3 protein-coding genes are annotated in these 6,087 nt (G+C 39.5%); all 3 read left to right on the top strand.

Annotated elements, in window-relative coordinates; translation table 11 throughout:
• On the top strand, nucleotides 1-2,617 hold a 2,617-nt coding region (locus BGP78_RS17770), incomplete at its 5' end, for an AMP-binding protein (RefSeq protein WP_147386091.1).
• Between the two features lie 179 nt (nucleotides 2,618-2,796).
• A complete protein-coding gene (locus BGP78_RS17765; protein WP_119862637.1) occupies nucleotides 2,797-3,648 on the top strand; it encodes a glycosyltransferase in 852 nt (283 codons plus the stop codon).
• Between the two features lie 864 nt (nucleotides 3,649-4,512).
• Nucleotides 4,513-6,087, top strand: a 1,575-nt coding sequence (locus BGP78_RS17755; protein WP_259386372.1) for a condensation domain-containing protein, incomplete at its 3' end; no start/stop codon positions are given.

Here is a 6,087-nt window from a genome sequence, read left to right as displayed (position 1 = left end):
CCAAGCATTGTTTAATCGGATCCACTGGATGCACAATAAGTATGGGATGACTGCGGATGATAAAGTGCTCCAAAAAACCCCTTACAGCTTTGATGTGTCGGTGTGGGAGTTTGTGTGGACATTGGCATATGGTGGGCAGCTTGTGGTGGCTAAACCCGATGGCCATAAAGACCCAGAGTATTTGTGTGATTTGATCCAATCTCACGGGATCACAAAAATGCACTTTGTGCCTTCGATGTTAGGGGTTATTTTAGAGCATAACGGGTTTAAAAATAGTGGCAGTGTGAAACAAGTTTTTTGTAGTGGTGAAGCTCTACAACAGGGTCATGTAAAGGCATTTAGAGACAACTTACCGACGGCTGAGTTACATAATTTATATGGTCCGACGGAAGCGGCGATAGATGTGAGTTATTGGGATTGTGCGGGTGACATTAGTCGGGGTGTTCCGATAGGAAAAGCCATAGATAATATTCAGTTGATGGTGTTAGATCCACATTTAAATGTGGTGCCACAGGGTGCGGTAGGAGAGCTGCATATCGGGGGAGATGGATTGGCGCGAGGTTATTTGAACCAGGCCGCGTTAACGCAAGCACGATTTATCGATAACCCCTATTTAGAAGCGGGTTTGTCACATAGTTCACCGCGATTGTATAAAACAGGTGACTTAGCACGCGTTAGAGAAGATGGTGAAATAGAATATCAAGGTCGAATCGACCATCAAGTGAAGATCCGTGGGCTACGTATAGAGTTAGGAGAGATAGAGCATCAGTTAGGGAATGCGCCTTTGGTTGATTCTGCGTTGGTGTTGGCCAAGGAGGTAGCGGGGTCAATGCAGTTGATAGGCTATGTCAAACCAACAGATACGCGACTAGAAGATGATAAGGGCACCTTTGTAGCGGATATAAAAGCGTCACTGGGTCGTGTTGTACCAGAGCATATGGTGCCGAGTCTAATTGTGGTTGTAAGAGAATGGCCACTTACATCGAATGGTAAAGTGGATAGGAAGGCTTTACCAGCGATAGAGAGTCAGAGTTTAGAAACAAAGTATGTTGCCCCGCAAACAGAGGTCGAATTAGGGCTGGTTGAGATTTGGTCTGAATTATTAGACATTGAAGCGGCAGGTATGAGCACCACGGCAAATTTTTTTACAATGGGTGGCAACTCGATCAATATAATCAAGCTGCTTTCGATGATAAAAAAAGCAGGGTATGAAGTATCGTTACGTGATATTTATAACAATCCCTCTATAAAGAGTTTAAGCCCTTATTTACAAACCGGCGTTAAACCATTTGAAAATACGACAAAGCTCACCCAAGCATACATGTTACCTGGTAATCGCAGTTGGTATTTCGATGGCCGGACTATGGATTTAGAGCAGTGGGGTGTGAGTTATGAGTTAGCAATCAATGATACATCAAACCTTGCAGATGTGTTTGAACAAGCCATTGCTATGCTATTAACTTTGCATGAGGGCTTGAGGGCGCACATCATTAAACATGAAGACACTTATCAAGAAGCCTTAGGTCGTTTAAATGTTGAAGACTATCTATGTAAAAAGAATTTATCTGAGTGCAATGTAAGTAAGATTGACGCGCAGATTAGCGCATTCAAAAATAGCCTCGATATGTCTAAATCAATGATTAAGTTTCTATATTGCGATTTGGGTGAAAATAGCAGCGACCGGATCATTGTACTACTTCACCACTTTCTATTTGATCAGTACTCAGTCAATATTGTGTTAAGAGACTTTATGGTTATATTTAGCGAGTTGGAGCAAGGTAGACCTTTTGAAACAGCAACGATAGGGGGTGGCTTTAGTCAATGGGTTCGAGCGAATGCGACTTGGTTGAGTTCTAAAGAGGCTGTACGCAATATTCGTTATTGGGAGAGTAAAAAAGGCAGAGTCAGTACAAACCTACCGACTGACTATGAGTTTTCTGATGCGGTAAATACGATTGGTAATAACATCAAGTATGTTGAAACCCTATCATCCATAGACACGAATAAAATAGCAGAATTTTCTAAATCGATAGCATGTGATGAGTTTGATGTGATTATTGCAGCTATGTCAGAAGCCATCTCAGGCTGGATTGGTCATCCATCATTTTATTTTGAATTGGTTGTTTTTGGACGAGATTTGTATCAAGAGTTAGATTTATCTGAAGTTGTGGGATGGATGAACGAATTTGTGCCAGTACAGATTAATATAGACCCATTAAGTACCCGCGAAGAAGCGGTTTTAAATGTCAAATCTTCGATGCAAGAAGCAAAAAGTTATGCAAGAGGTTTCAATTTACTGAAGTATAAGCCGATTGATATATTGCCTGATCATGATATCTCAAATCTAGATAAGCCTGAATTTGCAATAAATTATGTACCTAGAAACTTAGTTGCACCGGTCCCATTTAATGGTGATACTAATCTCTCTTTACTAGGTGTAGAGGAAATGATAGGTGAGAAGCGCGAGGCAGTTCATAAAATCAGTTGTCAAATTCAGTACTCTCAAGATCAATTAGAGTTGCATTGGCACTTCGGGCGTAAAATTTACCACTTGGATACGATTAAGGCGTTATCAAAGACGTGTGTTCGGAAATTACTGAATACAGATAATGATTAACAGCCCCATATATTCACAATGTGGTCGTTATGAGAAATAAACACTAATTAGCTTTACCTGTGCTTGGTTTTCTTTATGTTGGCTTAATGATGAAAGTGAAAATAATAACCTTCCATGTTGATATGAAGATAACCCAGCCATCGAAAAACTGAAAAATAACAAGCAAGAAGGATATTTTAATGAATGCAAATCAAGGTATCAGCATTATTATTCCAACGTATAATAGTAGGGATATTTTAAAAAAAACACTAGATTCATTGGTTGATCAGTACTTATCAAAAGATAAATATGAAGTGTTGATCATCGATGATGGTTCATCAGATGATACGCGGTCTATGGTAGAACCATATAAAAGCATCATCAATGTCAGCTATTTTTATCAGCAAGACAGTGGCTTCAGAGTCGCCAAAGCAAGAAACATAGGAATAGACAGTGCGATATTCAATCGCATTTTATTCTTTGATGCTGGCATGTTGGCTTCACCTATGTTGTTACAAAAACATTATGTATCGAGTTTGAGTAATAGCAGCGGTGTTACAATTGGGATGTCTTATGGTATTAATGAGTTTACTACCGAAAATAGCGAAGACTTGGTGGGTATTTTAGAGAAAAACAGTGTGGCGGATGCTTTTTCAGTCATGAAACAGAACACGCAGTTGTTTGATTGTAGGTATGAGTATTTAAAATCAATTAATTTTGAAATTAATACAGTGACCGTTCCTTGGATCCTCTGTTGGACCAGTCATTTATCATGCTCAACTGAAATCATTAGAGAGTTAGGTGGGTTTGATGAGTATTTCAGTTCCTGGGGAGGAGAAGATGTGGAGCTTGGGATTCGGTTATTCCAATTTGGTTGCAAGTTCCAATTAATGGATAGTTTCGAATCTATTCACTATCCACATTATAAAGATGGTGAGAAAAGAAAAGAAACGGCAAAGCAAAATATTGACTATATAGATAAAAAGCACAATTTACATGCAACTAAGTTGATGAAAAATCACGGTTGGCAAGAGGTCATCCGGTTAGCGTAACGTGAATTATTGGAGCAGGCCATAATTAAAAATCGCCTGCTTACGCTATAAATGAATCCCACGTCTTGGTAATATCACCTCACATCGGCTTCAAAAGGGTATTGCTTTTTAAATTAAATTAGCGGTAAACTAAGAAGTGCTCGCTTTAATGTCAATATTGTTTCCTACGCAATTGTGTAGGATCTTAGTCCAATGGATGACTTTTGCTATTGGTTTATCGGGTAAACACTATTGGTGCGAAGAGCAGATAAAAAATCATGCTAACTCAAACGATATCTTGATGTTGTACGTAAGGGGATCATGTCTAATAGGATTGTTATCAAAAATTGATGATATTTTGAGAAGTAAAAAAGCGATGTTTATTGTCGTCAATGGCGTTAAATATAAATATCGGTGATTTATAATTTATTCAATCATGACTAAAGCGACCATAAGATTGCTATAAGGTGAGTCATAAGTTGATGCAGTTAGATATCAGGTAAATGCTAGGTTCCTATAAAGTGGTTGTTGTTTATTGAATAGAATAAGAACATACAAAAATCGAAACTAGGCAACGGTTGTGCGCATTATTGTTTTTGTGAAGCTTTGTTTAGCCGATGTTATTACAACAGTTCACATTAATTTATGGGTATGAGGAATTGAAAGAGGGTAAATGAGCAAGTTAAGCTTCGCCGAGAAGACTTAAAAGTATGCTCATTCTTTTTAATTATTGGAATTTAAGTGACAGCTACGACATATCGCAACGGATAGGATGAGTGTCACAACACATTATTATAGATGTAATATCACGATTAAGTTTTGTTCGCAGTGTGGGTAACCGTCATTAAGAATAGGGCTATTTTAAATATTAAGGGTAGAGTTTCAGTGGAAAATATTAAAGACTTGATAGCGGAGTGTTCAGAGGCGCTATTCTCATTTGAAGTAGTTGATAATGATCAATTAAAGGTAGGCTTTGACAGTGAGCAGCCAGACCCAGCACTGATCCAACGGATAAAACAGCACAAAGAACACATTGTTTACTATATAAATACCAACGGATATAAAAAGATAATTAAGCATCCCACTCACAAAGTGAACATCCCGTTATCGTATTCACAGCAGCGATTATGGTTCATTGACAACCTTCAAGAGGGCACAACAGAATATAATATGCCCATCGCTTTTGAGGTGTCGGGAAAGTTGGACCTCCCCTTATTAACCCGAGTATTTAGCACCATCATTGAGCGTCATGAAGTACTGCGTACGGTATATCGGGAAGTGCAAGGAGAGACATATCAGGTCGTTCGTGCGATGTCTGATGTTGATTTCAATATTACACAGATAGATTTAACCCATCTCACAGGTGAGACGTTAACGTCAGAAGTGGCAGAACAAGCGACCCGATTGACCCGTCAGGTATTTAACTTAACACAAGACGTGATGCTTCGTGTCGGGTATATCAAACAGACCTCAGAATCAGGTGTACTACTACTGAATATGCACCACATCGCTTCCGATGGTTGGTCAATGGAAGTACTCCTGAAAGAGTTTTTTACACTCTACCATGCTTATAGCGAAGGTCTAGAAAGTGGATTGGCTCCGTTAGATATTCAATATAGTGATTATGCACAGTGGCAAAGAACCTATTTAGCAGGGGGGGTACTTGAAAAGCAGCTCAATTATTGGGAGCAACAATTAGCGGATGTACCCGCAGAGCATTCTCTGCCATTAGATAAAGCCCGCTCAAATGAAAAAGAGCGTAAAGTAGCGATTGTGCACGGGCAATTATCAGCGCATATTGCAACCCAATTACAAGCGGTAGCAAAAGCGCATCAATTGACCCCTTTTATGTTATTACATGGTGCGCTTTCATTACTGTTGGCTCGGCACAGTAACAGCGCTGATATTGTTATTGGTACCCCAGTTGCAAACCGGTTACAGTCAGAAACAAACCCTTTGATTGGGTTTTTTGCCAATACATTGGTGCTCAGAACGAATACCAATCATGATACGCTGAGCGCATACTTGTCGCATATCAGGCAAGTACACTTAGATGCGCAATCAAATCAGGATGTGCCTTTTGAGAAGCTCGTCGAACGTTTAAATATCCCTCGTAGTTCATTGCACGGCCCTTTATTCCAGATAGTCATGACCACCAATAGTGATTATGGTATTCACGATGACAGCAGCACACAGTCATTTCAATTGCCTCATGTCGAGTTACAAACCTACCAGAGTGACTTTATTCGCGCTAAATATGATTTAGATATTGATATGAGTCTCAGTGATATGGGACTGGGCTTAACATGGGAATATGATACTAGTTTGTTTACGCATGCCCATATTACCCAGCTAAATCAGCATTTATGTACACTGTTATCTGCATTAAGCACATTGCAAGCACAGCCTGAGTATGCCATTCATTCTTTACCTATGTTGGCGCAAGAGGAAGTTCACCAC

The sequence above is a fragment of the Pseudoalteromonas sp. MSK9-3 genome (genome assembly GCF_003590335.1).
Classification (GTDB): Bacteria; Pseudomonadota; Gammaproteobacteria; order Enterobacterales; family Alteromonadaceae; genus Pseudoalteromonas.
The sequence above is the reverse complement of the archived record's forward strand: the minus strand, read 5'-3'. Positions and strand labels throughout refer to the sequence as shown.

Coding starts and splice junctions, on each gene's coding strand:
- BGP78_RS17765 (WP_119862637.1), top strand. CDS start 2,797: ATGAATGCAAATCAAGGTATCAGCATTATTATTCCAACGTATAATAGT.